The organism is Gilliamella sp. LMG 34362, from assembly GCF_984569125.1.
Map to the genome: position 1 here is coordinate 654,372 of NZ_OZ474902.1, position 14,967 is coordinate 669,338.

Sequence of the window (14,967 nt, forward strand, 5' to 3'; positions counted from 1 at the left end):
ACAATAGTTGCTACCATATTTTGAATATTTCAAAGTATGAAAAATTTCTAGAATTCCACTATAAAAATTTTAAGGAAAGATGAGAAATGCCGATATCGAATATTTATATTACTTTTAGTTATATATTTAGATTATCTGTTTAATATATTTAACTTTTTTACTATTGATAGCCGGTATTTGATTTGATTATTGAGATTTAGTCCCTATTTATAATAGAGATGAAAAATTAATTTTTATTTTTAGTTATAAATGTGAAATAGCGCATATTTTTTCTAAATAAATGGTTTAAAATATAATCAATGATTTTTTAAAATTGTAATTATTCTAGGAGAAATAAATGAAAGCTGCAGTTATTAAACAAGAATGCGATGGTCAAGTCGAAATTAAAGACATTCCTGTTCGTCCATTAGAGGCTGGAGAAGCTTTAGTTGAGGTTGAGTATTGTGGGCTTTGTCATACTGATCTTCATGTCGCTGCTGGCGATTTCGGTAAAAAACCTGGTCGAGTAATTGGCCATGAAGGTGTGGGTATTGTGACTAAAATTGCACCTGATGTAAAAAGTTTGAAGGTTGGAGATCGTGTTAGTATTGCATGGTTCCATGCAGGTTGTGGTACCTGTGAATATTGTATCTCGGGTAACGAAACATTTTGCCGAAGTGCTTTAAACTCAGGTTATAGTGTCGATGGTGGTATGGCTGAACAATGTATTGTCAAAGCTGATTATGCGGTAAAAGTCCCCGATGGACTTGATCCAGCCCAAGCAACTAGTGTGACTTGTGCTGGGGTGACTACTTATAAAGGCATAAAAGTAGCCGATACTAAACCGGGTCAATGGTTGGCTGTATTTGGTATTGGTGGGCTTGGTACTTTGGCTATCGAATATGGTAAAAATGTTTTCAACAATAAAGTTGTAGCGATTAGTAACAGTGATAGTCAGCTAGAGTTGTGTAAGAAACTTGGCGCTGATTTAGTGGTTAATCCTAAAAAAGTGGCTGATGTTGGTGCTTACATAAAAGAACATACCGATGGTGGTGTGCATGGTGCGGTGGTCACTTCAGTTACTAAAACAGCATTTAATCAGGCTATTGGTTCTGTACGTCCATTAGGTCGAGTTGTTGCATTGGGTCTACCTTCTGAAACAATGGATTTAAGTATTCCTAAGACAGTTCTAGATGGTATTCAAGTGCTCGGCTCATTAGTTGGTACTCGTGAAGATTTAGCGGAAGCATTTCGTTTTAGTGCTGAAGGTAAAGTTGTACCAATTGTAGAAAAACGTCCTCTTGAAGATATTAATGATATGATTGACGAAATGAAAGCAGGTAAAATTCGTGGTCGTATGGTTATTGATATGAAAATGAAGAAAAAATAGTAATTATTGCGTAATTAACTTATTAAAAGTCAGCTTTATGCTGACTTTTTTATTGACAATAACTTCTGATTTGGAAAGCTTTTTTTCTATTAAAATTAATCTTGCTTGTTTTTTATAAATAAAGTCCTATTATAGGCAAATTTTGCTTTATTGATCAGTTTAAGAGGTTATTTATGTCTGAACACAATTTAGAGAATAATTTGCGGAAAGATCTTGGTTTAGTTTCTGCATTATCACTCGTTGTTGGAATGGTTTTAGGCGCTGGTGCATTTATGAAACCACCTGCTGTATTAGAAGTCGCTGGCGATTATAATTTTGCTTTATTAGCGTGGATTATTGGTGGAGTTTTTTCAATTTGTGGTGGTTTAACGTTATGTGAACTAGGGGTTATGTTCCCGAAAACTGGGGGCATGCTGGTTTATTTAGAAAAAATTTATGGTGCTAAAGTTTCTCATTTATATGGTTGGATGATCACTGTACTTTTTGCTCCATCCTTAGTTGGGGCTTTGGTTGGTTATTTTAGTTCTGTATTTTGTTTATTATTTGGGATCAATGATGCCTATCGTATGGCGGTAAGCGCTGGTGTTTTGGGGCTTATTGCATGCATTAATTCAATTGGTGTAAAACAGGCTGGCTATCTACAAACGATTGCTACCTTTTGTAAGCTTGTTCCAATTTTGTTGTTAGCCATATTTGGATTATGGAAAGGTAATGGTCAAGTTGCATTATTTAGTGCTAGTGGACAAGGTATTGAAACTTACGCACCATTTGCAGTGGCAATATTGGCAACATTATTTGCTTATGATGGATGGGCACAGGTTGCATCTGTTGCTGGTGAAATTCGTAATCCATCAAAAGTATTACCTAAAGCAATTATTCTCGGCATAATATTTTTAGTGATTGTTTATGCTTGTATCAATATTGCGTTATTTAAGATATTTCCGGTACAAGAAATGGTTACGCTTGGTCATGACGCTTCAGCAGTTGCTTCACAACGTATGTTTGGACATTTAGGCGGTAATTTAGTTGCTGTTGGTATAATGGTTTCAATTCTTGGCGGTATTAATGGTTATATCATGACTTTATCTCGAACTATTTTTAGTATGGGAGAGCGAGGAACCATCATTGGAGCAAAATTTTTAAGTACTATTGATGACGATAGCCGTTCACCAGTGAATGCAATTATTATATTGGTTGTTTTTTCATTCCTTTATTCAACCCTGCTTGATGCTGATCGTTTATCTGAAATCTCGATGTTTTCTATTTGGGTTTTTTATCTATTAACATTTATTGGGGTAATTATCGCGAGGAAAAAATTTGCTGATATCCCAAGACCTTATAAAGTCATTGGTTACCCAGTTATTCCTCTTATCGCTATTTTAGGCGCTGGCTATGTTATATATGGTATGTTAATTCACCAAACAGTAAATGGGATTGCTTCAATTGTGTTAACTTTAATTGGTTTGCCTCTTTATTACTATTTTGATAATAAAAATAAACATATTGAACTTTCACTTGGTGAAGTAAAGAAATACCAATTTAAAACCAAGTATATGATTGCAATCTCATCTATAGTGGTTATTGTATTCTTAACATTATACGGCTACTTCGTCATCAACTAATTTTATATATTTAATAATCGTTATAAAAAACAATCTAAATCGTTTTTTATAACGATTAAACTAACTGAATAACTAAATTTTGTTCTTTTATTTTTTTTGTTACATTTTCAGGTAAAGCATTGTCGGTGATAATAACATCAAAAATATTTAATGGTAACACCGAAAAAGTTGCAATCTTCCCATATTTTGATGAATCGCTGACTAAAATCCGAGTACCGCTAGAATTGGCAATTACTTTTTTTACAACAATTTTATTTTCATCAGGTGTACTAAGACCTTGTAAACTCCATGAGGATGTAGATATAAAAGCCACATCAACGTAAACTTCAGATAACATGCGAGCAGCAAAATCCCCGACGCTAGAATAATTTTCACGACAAACTATACCACCTGTATGAATTATTTTGCAGCAACCATATTCAATTAAGAAATTAGCTATTACAAAGTCATTAGTAAATACAATTATATCGGAGCGATGAATAATTTGTTTCGCAATAGCTAATGTGGTTGTACCTGCATCTAAATAAATCGTTGAATTTTTAGCAATATATTGAGTTGCACATAAGCTTATCTTATTTTTTTGCTCTTCAAACATTTGTGACTTTTTGATGTGAGAAGGTTCGAAGGGTAACTTTTCAAGCGATTGGATTCCACCAGAAACAGATATAATTATACCTTTTTCTTCAAGTTTTTGGATATCTCGTCGAATAGTCATGTGTGAAACATTTAGTTTTTCAACTAGAAAATTTATGCTAATTACCCCTTTTTTGGCAACAAGATCAATAATTTTTTGTTGTCTTTCTGAAGGAATCATAATTATTTTGCCTTTCCATGAAATTTGATTATCTCAAAGTAATATTGGTATAGATTAACATTGAAAATTATTAATACGATAAACAATATAGTTATTTGTCTGCTACAAATTGGTAATGTTTATTAAGAATTATCAAAAATATACTGACTTTATTTTTTCTATTATTTTAACGTCACATTCCTAAATAATCATCATTTTTAATATTTTTGTTGTTTTTGTTAATTTATGTGAAATAGATCACACAAAGAAAATATATTGCATTGTGTTTAACAAAAAATAACATATCATAACTTTAATTAACACTAATCATCAGTAAAAGGAATCATATATGAATAGTTCGATGTCAGTTTGTGTAATTGGGTTAGGTTCTATGGGAATGGGAGTAGCGACATCCTGCATAAAGGCTGGTTTTAAAACATATGGCGTAGATTTGAACCCAGATGCGCTTAAAGTTCTTAATGATGCCGGCGCTGTTAAGGCAGAAAAATCAGCAATTAGTTTTGCTAAAGAACTTGAAGTGGTTATTTTGCTTGTTGTTAATGCTGAGCAAGTAAAACAAGTTTTATTTGGTGCTGATGGATTAGCACAACATTTAAAAGCTAATACCATTGTTATGGTGTCTTCAACAATTTCTGCAAAAGATGCAAAAGAAATCGATGAGAATCTTGCACAATATCAATTAATTATGCTTGATGCACCAGTGTCTGGCGGTGCAGTTAAAGCAGCTAATGGAGAAATAACTATCATGGCTTCTGGTGCAAAAAGTACATTTAATCGTATTAAACCGGTACATGATGCTATTGCTGCGCATGTCTATAATATAGGTACAGAAATTGGATTAGGTTCAACTGTTAAAATTATTCATCAACTTTTAGCTGGTGTCCATATAGCAGCAGGAGCCGAAGCTATGGCGTTAGCTGCTCGTGCAAATATTCCTTTGGGAATTATGTATGAAGTTGTTACTAATGCTGCAGGTAATTCATGGATGTTTGAAAACCGTATGCAGCATGTTGTTGAAGGTGATTATACCCCAAAGTCAGCTGTTGATATTTTTGTTAAAGATCTTGGACTTGTTAATGATACCGCAAAAGCACTTAAATTCCCTTTACCATTAGCTAGCACAGCTCTGAACATGTTTACTCAAGCAAGTAATGCAGGGCATGGAAAAGAAGATGATAGTGCGGTTATTAAAGTATTTTCTGGAATTACTCTACCAGGTAAAGGAGTTTAATATGCAATTAGGTGTTATTGCAGATGATTTCACTGGTGCGACTGATATTGCTAGTTTTTTAGTAAATAATGGTATGTCGACTATTCAATTAACCAGTATTCCTAAACAACCTATTAATATAGATTGTAATATCCAAGCAGTTGTTATAAGCCTTAAATCACGTTCTTGTGCGGTAAATATTGCAGTAAAAGAATCTGTTGAAGCGTTGAGATGGTTAAAAGAACAAGGATGTTCTCAGTTTTATTTTAAATACTGTTCAACGTTTGATAGTACAGACAAAGGTAATATTGGCCCTGTTATTGATGCTTTGCTTGATGAATTAGAGGAATCATTTACTGTTATTTCCCCCTCACTGCCAATTAATGGGCGAACAGTATATCAAGGATATCTGTTTGTAATGGATAAACTTCTTTCAGATTCAGGAATGAAAAATCATCCCATTAATCCAATGACAGAGAGTAGTTTAATTAAATTAATTGAGAGGCAAGCTTCAGGAAAATGCGGTTTAATTCCTTATTGTGAAATGGAAAAAGGTGAAATAGCAATTAGACAACAATTAACAAGATTGAAACAAGAAAATTATCGATATGTTGTATTAGATACATTAACTGATGAACACCTTGTTTCGCAAGGTAAAGCAGTTAAGGATTTAAAACTTGTTACAGGGGGATCTGGTTTAGCGATAGGTGTTGCTAAAAACTTCGCAAAAAGTGACGTTAATTCAAAACAAGCACAAATCTTAGGAAAACCACAAGGTCATAATAAGACGGTATTGTTATCTGGTTCATGTTCATTAATGACCAACAAACAAGTGGAATTTTATAAAACTGTTGCGCCAACTTACACATTAAATATTGAGAAATGTATCAATGAACCTGAAGATTATTGTCAAGTTGTGATTGATTGGACAAATAATCATCAACAACAAAAATATGCACCTTTAGTTTCTGCCACAACGGATATTGAGCAATTAAATGTTATTCAGCAAACATGGGGTGTCGAAAAGTCAAGTCAAGCGGTTGAATATTTTTTCAAACAGCTAGTCATCGCTTTAGAAAAGCAAGGATATGATAAGTATATTGTAGCGGGAGGTGAAACTTCAGGAGTAGTAGTACAAGCATTAAATGTTCATGGTTTTTATATTGGACCAACGATCGCACCAGGGGTTCCATGGGTTAGATCTATAAATAAGTCTATTTCATTGGCATTAAAATCGGGTAATTTTGGTGATGAATCTTTTTTTGTTACAGCTCAAGGAGATTTCTAAATGGCAGATCAACAAGCTAGACAAAATTTGATTGAAATTGCTTCTTCATTGTATCAAAGAGGATATGCAACTGGTTCTGCTGGTAATATATCATTACTGCTTGAGGATAATACGATTTTAGCTACACCAACCGGCGCATGTTTGGGACGCTTGCAGCCTAAAGAGTTATCTAAACTAACTTTCTATGGTGAACATATTGGCGGTAATAAACCTTCAAAAGAGGTTAAATTTCACTTGGGACTTTATCACAACAACCCTTCGTGTAAAGCGGTTGTACATTTGCATAGCTTATATTTAACCGCACTATCTTGTTTAAGTGATCTAAATTATCAAAATGCAATTAAACCATTTACCCCTTATGTAGTCATGCGAATGGGAGATGTGCCGGTTATTCCATATTACAAACCAGGTGATATTCAAATAGCAACGGAATTATCGAAATTAGCAGCTAATCATCAAGCATTTTTATTAGCTAACCATGGTGCGGTAACAATTGGTAACAGTTTACAAGATGCGACAAATAATTATGAAGAATTAGAGGAAACGGCGAAATTAATTTTTATTCTTAAAGACCGAAAAATTAAATATTTAACTGAAGATGAAATTAAAGAATTGAGGAAATAATTATGCCAACTACAAGATGTAAATTTGCAGCAAATCTCACTATGATGTTTAAAGAATTACCTTTCCTAGCACGTTTTAATGCAGCAGCTAAAGCTGGTTTTAAAGCCGTCGAATTCTTATCCCCTTATGAATACAGCAAAGAAGAGTTATTACATCAGTTACAAAAAAATAATTTAAAATTAGTTTTATTCAATAGTGCTATGGGGGATGTGACCAATGGTGAATGGGGATTGAATGGTATTCCTGGTCGTGAAAAGGAAGCTAGAGAAAATATCAATTTAGCACTAGATTATGCTATTACATTGCAATGTCAGACTGTTCATCTTATGGCTGCAGTTGTTCCACCAGGAGAGGACCGCGCTTTATATCAGCAAACTTTTATTGATAATATTCGTTATGCAGCGGATCTTTATAAAAAACATAATGTTTCAATAGTGTTAGAGGCATTAAGTCCTATTGTAAAGCCTAATTATTTATTCTCAAGTCAATTCCAAACTGATGAACTAGTTAAACTGATCAATCGCCCAAATGTATTTATTCAGTTTGATGTTTTCCATGCACAAAATGTCGATGGTAATCTAACACGATTATTTGAACAACTCAAAGATAAAATTAGACATATACAAATTGCATCAGTTCCTGATAGGCATGAACCCGATGAAGGTGAAATTGATTATGCGTATATATTTAACCTTTTCGAAAAATACCATTATTCGTACTGGATAGGTTGTGAATATAACCCAAGGTCTGATACTCAAGAGGGGCTAAGTTGGTTACAAAAATATAAGCATTGATGTTTATAAATTTATTTAAATGAGAGTCGGATTTCTCAAGCTAATTTAGTTCTGATAGGAGTAAAAAATGTCCATATCCTTATTACTCACCATTGCGGTGATCGGTATTCTATTGCTGCTAGTTTTGATTATAAAATTTAAAGTTCAACCTTTTATCGCATTGTTATTAGTCAGTTTATTTGTTGCACTAGCAACAGATATTCCCGTAGATAAAATTTGGTCAATAATGACCGCAGGCATGGGGGGATTATTAGGACATGTGGCACTAATTATTGGACTTGGTGCTATGTTAGGAAAATTGATTGAATATTCTGGTGGTACTTATTCTTTAGCACAGTATTTTACCAATAAATTGGGTAAGAAAAGAACCATTGTGGCTTTAAGTATTGCAGCTTTCTTTCTTGGTATTCCTGTATTTTTTGAGGTTGGATTTATTGTAATAATTCCTATTATTTATGGTTTTGCAAAAATTAATAATTTATCACCGGTAAAATTTGGTTTACCCGTATCTGGCGCTATGTTAACAGTTCATGTGGTGCTTTCACCGCATCCAGGACCGGTTGCTGCAATCGGTAATCTTAACGCTGATATCGGTTTGCAGACAATGATTGCGTTAATTATTTCAATTATTGTTGCTTGCCTTGGAGTTTATTATTCAAAATATCTTAACAGAAAAGAATATAAGATTGATGATGAAATCCGAAATGAAATGATGAATACAAAGCAGGCGGATAATACTAAATCAGCTCCTCATGCTTATACTATAGTTGCATTGATAGTGACACCAATTTTACTCATCATGGTAGGAACCATGGGGAGTTACTTAGTTGATAATGTTGTATTGAGAAATTATCTTAGTCTTATTGGCGCACCTGGTATTGCCTTATTGTTTGCTATTTTCTTAGCATGTTTTTTTATAGGACGTCAACAAAAATGGTCTATTAAACAATGTAGTGATCTTATGGAACACTCTTTACCAAGTATTGCAACTATTATTTTTGTAATCGGCGGTGGTGGAATTTTTGGTAAAGTATTGATTGAATCCGGTATTGGTAAATCTTTAGCGGATGCCTTGTATATGATTCATTTACCGCTGATTCCAGCTGCATTTCTTATTTCATTAGCATTGAGAGCATCACAAGGTTCAGCAACCGTTGCTATTATTACAACTAGTAGTTTATTGGCAGAATCAACTGCTGGATTAAATCAAATTCAAATTGTATTGATAACTATATCAACTTGTTTTGGTGGGTTAGGGTTATCCCATGTTAATGATGCAGGTTTTTGGGTTGTGACGAAATATCTTGGCCTTTCTGTATCAGATGGTCTTAAGACATGGACAGTATTAACCACTTTATTAGGGGTAACAGGCTTTATTTGTACATGGTTGCTTTGGTTTATAGTCTAATAAATTTAGATGAATCGTTAACAATAAATAGAATTAACTTTCTCTATTTTAATAAAACCGACTGAATGAGGTCGGTTTTTTTATAACCAAATAATTAAACCTAATTAGCAATCAAACCATAAATATTTTGGTCGTGAAAAGTTCCATTAATATATTCAGCTTGTTTTAGGGTTCCTTCGTAACTAAAACCACAACGTTTGGCTATAGCATTACTTTTCTCGTTATTAACTGCGCATTTAATGACAAATCGTCTAATTATTTTTTGCATAGCGTAATGCTTTATTAATGCATTGATTGCGACGGTCATAATTCCATTGCCCTGTTTTGAGCTATCTAGCCAATAACCGATATAAGCTGTTTTATTATTTTTATCAATCTGATTAAAAGATAGTAATCCAATAGCTTGACCTTTTAATAAAATGACATAGGTTTTGCTTTCATTCTGTTGATGTTTTAACCAACAAGAATCTAAAAACAGCGCTGTATCCGTTTGGTTTTTCACAAATTTAGGCCATGCCATAAATTGACTAAAGTACTCTCTATTGTTAGTGATAATGTTATAAATATCTGATGCATATTGATTATTTGCTGGTGCTAAACAAAGATGTTTATCAACATCAATCATATCTTTTTGATTATTGGTCATTATTAACTTTTTTAAAATACCGAACGAAGTTATTTAAACATTTTAAACAAATTATGTTGTCATGTATATTAAATAAACTATGTTGTCGAAAGTTGATAGGATAAGTTGTAGTACGATGAAGTGGTATAAAATTGCCAGACTAGCAAGTCTGGCATCATATTATTACTTAATGAAAAGATAAAAATCTATTTTTCATTGTTACTTTTTTTAGGTTTTGTTAATGTATTATGTACAACTAACAAAGCAAAAATAGCGACAAAGATTCCCATAATAATATCTTTATTGAACCAATTTGCCATATTGCCCAGAATAATTCCTACACCACAGAAGTCTACATCAGAGAAAGTTGTGTTAGAAAAGCCAAGTGACCCTAAAACTGGTAATAAAAGTACTGGTAAGAATGTAACTAATAAGCCATTGGCAAATGCACCAAGCATTGCTCCTCGACGGCCACCCATAGCATTACCAAACACCCCTGCAGTTGCACCACAGAAGAAATGAGGGACAACACCAGGTAAAATAAGCACAGCATTTAGTTGTCCTAATACAAATAATCCAACTAATCCACCAAGAAAACTAAATAAAAAGCCAATTAATACTGCATTTGGTGCATAAGGGAAAACAACCGGACAGTCTAAAGCTGGTTTTGCATTTGGCACTAATTTTTCTGAGAAGCCAGTAAATGCAGGAACAATTTCGGCTAAAATCAGTCTAACCCCTTGAAGGATAATGAATACACCTGCTGCAAATGTGATGGCTTCAATAATGGCATAAACTAAATAATTATCTCCCTTACTTAAGTTTTCTTGAATATAATCAGGGCCAGCAAATATCGCTAAAATTAAATAGATAATCATCATCGTTAATGAAATAGAGATTGAACTATCACGTAAAAAACTTAAGTTTTTCGGTAAATTCATTTCTTCAGTTGAACGAGATCCTTTACCAAAAGCTGAACCAAGCCAACCCGCTAATACATAACCTAAGGTACCGAAATGACCGAATGCAACATCATCATTGCCAGTTATTTTTCGCATTTGTGGTTGGGCTAAAGCTGGGAAGAATGCCATGATCAAGCCGAGAACCAATGAACCAGTAAATACTAATTGCCAACCTTCAAATCCAGCAACGGTCAAAATAATACTGATCATACATGCCATATAAAAAGTATGATGGCCAGTTAGAAAAATATATTTTAAACATGTGAACCTCGCAACCATAATATTGGCTACCATACCGAATGCCATAATTAATGCTGTTGCTGTACCATATTCATTTAATGCCATTGAAACGATAGCTTCATTATTAGGGATGATACCTTGAAGTTTAAAAGCTTCTTCAAACATTAATCCTAATGGCGTAATTGCGCTGATTAAAACTGTTGCACCACCACCTAATACTAAAAATCCTAAAATTGTTTTAACCGTTCCTTTAACTGTATCTGCAAATGATTTTCGTTGTGCTAATAGCCCAACCATGGCAATTAGACCAACGAGTATTGCTGGTACTTTTAAAATATCAACAACGAATTTAATTACTTCTTGAATCATAGCAATACCTCATAATTAGGCTTTATTAAAGTGCTCAACGAGTTTCTGTTCTAAATCGTTGATATCAATAATATTATTTAAAACCACTAATTTATCTTGTGGAATGCCAGAGCTTGCAGCTAGATCTTTAGTCATCACAAAAAGATCCGCTTGTTCTGGTGTGGCGGAGGCGAGATCTGCATGTGTTACTTCTGCATCAATGTTTAATTTTTTGAGTACTTTTTTGATATTCATTTCAACCATGAAGCTACTACCAAGCCCAGAACCACAAACTGCCATAATTTTCATATTATTTATCCTTCTATTAATTGATTTGAATTTAATAACGATCAATTACTGTTAAAATTTCATCGCTATTTTTAGCATTAAAAATTGAATTAACATCATCTGATTCAGCGAATAATGATGCTAACTGAGTTAACATTTCGATGTGACTAGTGCTATCACTAGCGGCCAGCAAAGTAATTAAATAAACAGGGTCATTTTCTTCTGAATTAAAATTAACACCATTTTTAACTAATAGCATTGATAAACCTAAATTATTTACCCCTTGTTCGGGTCTGGCATGAGGCATTGCAATTCCCGGTGCTAATACATAGTAAGGACCAATAGATTCATGCAATTGAAAGATAGCATCAATATAGTTTGGTGTTATTGATTTGTTCTCTAATAATGGAGCAGCACAAAGCTTAATTGCTTCTTTCCAATCTTTCACCGAATCAACAATCTTTACAGTTTGACCCGTTAGCCATTGATTTAACATTTTACCTCCGAAAAACTGATTTATTATTTGTTAATATTACGATAATAGAAAATTAACACATTGGCTAACAATAATAATTTAAAAAGAACAAAAATGTGATAGCGCTATCATTTTTTCGTGAATAATTTTTCTATTTTGTGATTTAGATAGCATTTTTAATATATATTTGAAAAAAAATGGTCATAGCATAATATTATAATAATCTCATTATTTTGATTAAACATTTAAATTAATTAATTAACCTATTGTAATTGTTAATGTTTTTAGAATTTGGAGTATACATTTAACTACTGGTTAGCTCTAGTTGAGATCGAATATGCAAGATACCAAAAAACGCAGAAGTACAGGTCAAACTACTTTATTTGATGTCGCTAAATATGCTGGTGTTGGTACGATGACTGTTTCACGAGCATTGCGAACGCCAGATAAGGTATCGGATAAACTGCGCCAAAAAATCCAATTAGCTGTTGAGACATTAGGCTATAAACCTAATATTGCAGCTAGCTTGCTAGCATCCGCTTCTGCCAATAAAGTTATTGCTGTTATTACTACAAAAATTTATGAAGATTCAACCCGCATAGCTCTTAATTCACTGCAAGCATATTTACTTAAAGAAGGTTATACCACAGTTATATTTGAATCTTATTATTTTTATAAACGAGAATCACAACTGTTAGATACTCTCTATAGTAATAATCTTGAAGCGATATTACTGTTTTATATTGAACATGATGATTTTATTGAGAAAATATTAAACAATAAAACAATTCCTACTTTCAATATTGGTAAGCAGTATGATGAATTGGCCAATATACATATAGAAGTAGATGATAGTTTGGCAATGTGTATGTTGACGGAACAGGTAATAAAAAAGGGCTATCGCAATATTGGTTTACTTTGTGCTAACCACCAATGCCATGTTTTTCAACAGAGGTTACATGGTTGGCATAAAGCTATGTTAAACAATCACTTGCCAACCCATAGAATAATTAATCCTGCTAAACCAGCTAATTTTAGTACTGGTAGTGAATTACTGCCAGATATTTTATTGAATTGGCCTGAATTAGATGCGTTAGTTTGTACTACTGATGAGCTGGCATGTGGCGTGCTTTATGAATGTCAAAGACGGCATATTCGAGTTCCTTATCAATTAGCTGTTTGTGGATTTGGTAATAGTGAATTTAGTCAGGTAAGTATTCCAACACTCACTACTGTTTCTTTACCTTCAAAGAAAAAAGGGGAATATATTGGTAATTTATTATTGAATGAATTAACAGATAAAAGTGGTCATTCAAATTTTGAAATCGCAACTCTAACACCAACAATTTGCTTAAGAGATAGTTTGTAATTTAACCAGAAAGTTAATTGTTTAAAGAAATACTTTAAGTTTGAATTAATCTAATAGCTACGAGAATAAAAAAGAACGACGAGAGCGAGGATTGACTCGCCTTTAATGCTCGCCTTACGGGTAGTTGCTAAAGCAACGCAGTCTCGTGCTACTTGGCTTGAACCTCTTATCGGTTCGAATCAAATGCATCGTTGTAATAATAAAAAAGCCCACTCAAATGAGTAGGCTTTTTTATTAAATTGGTCGGCGAGAGAGGATTCGAACCTCCGACCCACTGGTCCCAAACCAGTTGCGCTACCAAGCTGCGCTACTCGCCGTTAGGAAGCGCATAATACTGCGCTAACTATAATGTGTCAATAGTTGATATATAAAATTTATCAACTTTGTTTGGTTTGGTTACCTAATGGTGCAGGTGTTTTACCAATTCGTTGATAGAATTCAGTAACAAACGCTTCATATCGTTTATTTGCTACTGCTTCGCGTATTTCAGCCATTAAACGTTGATAATAACGTAAATTGTGAATAGTATTTAAGCGAGCACCCAATATTTCACCGCATTTATCTAAATGATGAAGATAAGATTTAGTGTAGTTTTTACAGGTATAACAATCACAATGCGGATCTAATGGTGTCGTATCGTCTTTATATTTGGCATTACGAATTTTTATAACCCCATTGGTAACAAATAAATGACCATTACGAGCGTTTCGAGTTGGCATAACGCAGTCGAACATATCGATACCGCGACGCACGCCTTCAACTAAATCTTCTGGTTTTCCTACTCCCATTAAATAACGTGGTTTATCGGCTGGTAATTGTGGGCAGGTTCCTTCAAGTATGCGGTGCATATCTTCTTTTGGTTCACCAACAGCAAGTCCACCAACAGCGTAACCATCAAAACCAATTTCGGTTAATCCTTTAATTGAAATATCACGTAATTCTTGGTGTATACCGCCTTGTACAATACCAAATAATGCATTTTTGTTATTTAGCTCATCAAAACGTTGTCGGCTACGTTTTGCCCAACGTAAGGACATCTCCATTGATTTTTTAACATAATCCCATTCAGCAGGAAAGGGAGCACATTCATCAAAAATCATTACAATATCTGAACCAAGATCATATTGGATTTCCATTGAGATTTCAGGCGATAAGAAAATGGAATCCCCATTAATTGGATTACGAAAATAAACACCTTCTTCTTTTATTTTACGAATATCACCAAGACTAAAAACTTGAAATCCACCTGAATCGGTTAAGATTGGTCCTGACCACTGCATGAAATCATGAAGATCTCCGTGTTTGCGCATAATTTCCTGTCCAGGTCTTAACCATAGATGGAAAGTATTACCTAATAAGATTTGTGCTCCTGTTGCTTTTACTTCTTCGGGTGTCATACCTTTTACTGTACCATAGGTACCAACCGGCATAAAAGCAGGAGTCTCAACGGTATATTCCACTCTACGACGATCAAACTTCATACGGCCACGACGAGCTAAGCCGTCAGTATTGTCTAACTCAAATTTCATTT

General features: G+C 33.7%; 14 protein-coding genes and 1 tRNA gene. 8 read left to right on the forward strand and 7 right to left on the reverse strand.

Annotated features, from left to right (window positions below; all coding sequences use genetic code 11):
* Positions 1-337: 337 nt before the first annotated feature.
* Together adhP and AC5LWZ_RS03115 are read left to right on the forward strand one after the other, a co-directional pair.
* Entirely contained in the window at positions 338-1,369 is a 1,032-nt protein-coding gene (gene adhP / locus AC5LWZ_RS03110; RefSeq protein ID WP_198201427.1) for an alcohol dehydrogenase AdhP, read from the forward strand.
* 173 nt (positions 1,370-1,542) lie between these two features.
* Complete coding sequence (locus tag AC5LWZ_RS03115; protein ID WP_198247901.1) at positions 1,543-2,991, forward strand: APC family permease; 1,449 nt, start codon at positions 1,543-1,545, stop codon at positions 2,989-2,991.
* Positions 2,992-3,046: 55 nt separating this feature from the next.
* On the opposite strand, the gene AC5LWZ_RS03120 is transcribed toward AC5LWZ_RS03115, so the two are convergent.
* The gene (locus AC5LWZ_RS03120) at positions 3,047-3,805 is read right to left on the reverse strand and encodes a DeoR/GlpR family DNA-binding transcription regulator (protein ID WP_198201425.1); all 759 of its coding nucleotides are present in this window, start codon (positions 3,803-3,805) and stop codon (positions 3,047-3,049) included.
* Between the two features lie 328 nt (positions 3,806-4,133).
* Here AC5LWZ_RS03120 and ltnD point away from each other — a divergent pair, with 328 nt between their 5' ends.
* The 5 genes from ltnD (at position 4,134) to AC5LWZ_RS03145 (ending at position 9,129) form a co-directional block, all read left to right on the forward strand.
* On the forward strand, positions 4,134-5,036 hold the full coding sequence (gene ltnD, locus AC5LWZ_RS03125; protein WP_493463949.1) for an L-threonate dehydrogenase: 903 nt from the start codon (positions 4,134-4,136) through the stop codon (positions 5,034-5,036).
* A gap of 1 nt (position 5,037) precedes the next feature.
* Positions 5,038-6,303 (forward strand): 3-oxo-tetronate kinase, encoded by a 1,266-nt coding sequence (gene otnK / locus AC5LWZ_RS03130; RefSeq protein WP_294893195.1) that lies wholly within the window; start codon positions 5,038-5,040, stop codon positions 6,301-6,303.
* Complete coding sequence (gene otnC, locus AC5LWZ_RS03135; protein ID WP_493463950.1) at positions 6,304-6,927, forward strand: 3-oxo-tetronate 4-phosphate decarboxylase; 624 nt, start codon at positions 6,304-6,306, stop codon at positions 6,925-6,927.
* Positions 6,928-6,929: 2 nt separating this feature from the next.
* Complete coding sequence (gene otnI / locus AC5LWZ_RS03140; RefSeq protein ID WP_198201421.1) at positions 6,930-7,721, forward strand: 2-oxo-tetronate isomerase; 792 nt, start codon at positions 6,930-6,932, stop codon at positions 7,719-7,721.
* A gap of 67 nt (positions 7,722-7,788) precedes the next feature.
* Entirely contained in the window at positions 7,789-9,129 is a 1,341-nt protein-coding gene (locus AC5LWZ_RS03145; RefSeq protein ID WP_198201420.1) for a GntP family transporter, read from the forward strand.
* 100 nt (positions 9,130-9,229) lie between these two features.
* Here AC5LWZ_RS03145 and rimL read toward each other — a convergent pair whose 3' ends face one another.
* The 4 genes from rimL to AC5LWZ_RS03165 all read right to left on the reverse strand — a co-directional run bounded on the left by rimL (position 9,230) and on the right by AC5LWZ_RS03165 (position 12,088).
* Positions 9,230-9,775 carry a 50S ribosomal protein L7/L12-serine acetyltransferase gene (rimL, locus tag AC5LWZ_RS03150; RefSeq protein ID WP_110448700.1) on the reverse strand — a complete coding sequence of 182 codons (546 nt, stop codon included), beginning with the start codon at positions 9,773-9,775 and terminating at the stop codon, positions 9,230-9,232.
* A 185-nt stretch (positions 9,776-9,960) separates the two neighbouring features.
* Positions 9,961-11,325, reverse strand: coding sequence for a PTS ascorbate transporter subunit IIC (gene ulaA / locus AC5LWZ_RS03155; RefSeq protein ID WP_110448701.1), 1,365 nt, complete (start codon positions 11,323-11,325; stop codon positions 9,961-9,963).
* 15 nt (positions 11,326-11,340) lie between these two features.
* Positions 11,341-11,613 (reverse strand): PTS sugar transporter subunit IIB, encoded by a 273-nt coding sequence (locus tag AC5LWZ_RS03160; protein ID WP_034900870.1) that lies wholly within the window; start codon positions 11,611-11,613, stop codon positions 11,341-11,343.
* 31 nt (positions 11,614-11,644) lie between these two features.
* On the reverse strand, positions 11,645-12,088 hold the full coding sequence (locus AC5LWZ_RS03165; RefSeq protein WP_198201418.1) for a PTS sugar transporter subunit IIA: 444 nt from the start codon (positions 12,086-12,088) through the stop codon (positions 11,645-11,647).
* Between the two features lie 316 nt (positions 12,089-12,404).
* On the opposite strand from AC5LWZ_RS03165, the gene AC5LWZ_RS03170 reads away from it, so the two are divergent.
* Positions 12,405-13,436, forward strand: coding sequence for a LacI family DNA-binding transcriptional regulator (locus AC5LWZ_RS03170; protein WP_294882408.1), 1,032 nt, complete (start codon positions 12,405-12,407; stop codon positions 13,434-13,436).
* Positions 13,437-13,676: 240 nt separating this feature from the next.
* Here AC5LWZ_RS03170 and AC5LWZ_RS03175 read toward each other — a convergent pair.
* Positions 13,677-13,753: transfer RNA gene (locus AC5LWZ_RS03175), tRNA-Pro, on the reverse strand.
* 60 nt (positions 13,754-13,813) lie between these two features.
* Positions 13,814-14,965 (reverse strand): tRNA guanosine(34) transglycosylase Tgt, encoded by a 1,152-nt coding sequence (gene tgt, locus AC5LWZ_RS03180; RefSeq protein WP_294884609.1) that lies wholly within the window; start codon positions 14,963-14,965, stop codon positions 13,814-13,816.
* Between the last annotated feature and the right edge of the window lie 2 nt (positions 14,966-14,967).

Bases quoted from the DNA above. Each gene is read 5' to 3' on its own strand.
- adhP (WP_198201427.1), top strand. From the start codon at position 338: ATGAAAGCTGCAGTTATTAAACAAGAATGCGATGGTCAAGTCGAAATT.
- AC5LWZ_RS03115 (WP_198247901.1), top strand. From the start codon at position 1,543: ATGTCTGAACACAATTTAGAGAATAATTTGCGGAAAGATCTTGGTTTA.
- AC5LWZ_RS03120 (WP_198201425.1), bottom strand. From the start codon at position 3,805: ATGATTCCTTCAGAAAGACAACAAAAAATTATTGATCTTGTTGCCAAA.
- ltnD (WP_493463949.1), top strand. From the start codon at position 4,134: ATGAATAGTTCGATGTCAGTTTGTGTAATTGGGTTAGGTTCTATGGGA.
- otnK (WP_294893195.1), top strand. From the start codon at position 5,038: ATGCAATTAGGTGTTATTGCAGATGATTTCACTGGTGCGACTGATATT.
- otnC (WP_493463950.1), top strand. From the start codon at position 6,304: ATGGCAGATCAACAAGCTAGACAAAATTTGATTGAAATTGCTTCTTCA.
- otnI (WP_198201421.1), top strand. From the start codon at position 6,930: ATGCCAACTACAAGATGTAAATTTGCAGCAAATCTCACTATGATGTTT.
- AC5LWZ_RS03145 (WP_198201420.1), top strand. From the start codon at position 7,789: ATGTCCATATCCTTATTACTCACCATTGCGGTGATCGGTATTCTATTG.
- rimL (WP_110448700.1), bottom strand. From the start codon at position 9,775: ATGACCAATAATCAAAAAGATATGATTGATGTTGATAAACATCTTTGT.
- ulaA (WP_110448701.1), bottom strand. From the start codon at position 11,325: ATGATTCAAGAAGTAATTAAATTCGTTGTTGATATTTTAAAAGTACCA.
- AC5LWZ_RS03160 (WP_034900870.1), bottom strand. From the start codon at position 11,613: ATGAAAATTATGGCAGTTTGTGGTTCTGGGCTTGGTAGTAGCTTCATG.
- AC5LWZ_RS03165 (WP_198201418.1), bottom strand. From the start codon at position 12,088: ATGTTAAATCAATGGCTAACGGGTCAAACTGTAAAGATTGTTGATTCG.
- AC5LWZ_RS03170 (WP_294882408.1), top strand. From the start codon at position 12,405: ATGCAAGATACCAAAAAACGCAGAAGTACAGGTCAAACTACTTTATTT.
- tgt (WP_294884609.1), bottom strand. From the start codon at position 14,965: ATGAAATTTGAGTTAGACAATACTGACGGCTTAGCTCGTCGTGGCCGT.